This is a genomic window from Tepidiforma sp., from assembly GCF_026419595.1.
Classification (GTDB): domain Bacteria; phylum Chloroflexota; class Dehalococcoidia; order Tepidiformales; family Tepidiformaceae; genus Tepidiforma.
Map to the genome: position 1 here is coordinate 1 of NZ_JANZZD010000135.1, position 525 is coordinate 525.

At 64.6% G+C, this 525-nt stretch carries 1 protein-coding gene; it reads left to right on the forward strand.

Going from position 1 to position 525, the window contains the following annotated elements:
- A partial coding sequence (gene cas2e / locus N2041_RS14790) for a type I-E CRISPR-associated endoribonuclease Cas2e (RefSeq protein WP_297679398.1) occupies positions 1-344 on the forward strand: 344 nt, incomplete at its 5' end.
- Positions 345-525 lie beyond the last annotated feature (181 nt).

Consider the following 525-nt stretch of genomic DNA (forward strand, 5'->3'; position numbering starts at 1 on the left):
ATGCCCCGCCGCGTCTGTCGGGGCGGCTGAAGGTCTGGCTGCTCGAGGTGCGGGCGGGGGTCTTCGTGGGCGACTATTCGGCCCGCACGCGCGAGCGGATCTGGGATCAGGTGGTGGCATATATCGAGGACGGCGACGCGGTGATGGTCTGGGATGCGCCGACCGATCAGGGGTTCGACTTCGCGACGGTGGGCACGAACCGGAGGATGCCGGTTGACTTCGACGGGCTGAAGCTGGTGAGCTTCTATCCGAAAGACCACCCGATGTCGCAGCGCCCAGCGCGCCGGCCGCGACCGAAGGACGGATCCGGACCGGGACCGGGCCCGGGCCCGGGAAACCGGTAGGCTCTTTGACAATTGAATTTCTCCGGTAGATCAACTACCTGCAGGAAGAGTGTTCCCCGCACACGCGGGGATGACCCGCCCTTCCTCATCGCAACGAACGCGGACGGCCAGTGTTCCCCGCACACGCGGGGATGACCCGGTCTACCTATGCGTGTGTTAAACTGATAATCAGTGTTCCTGT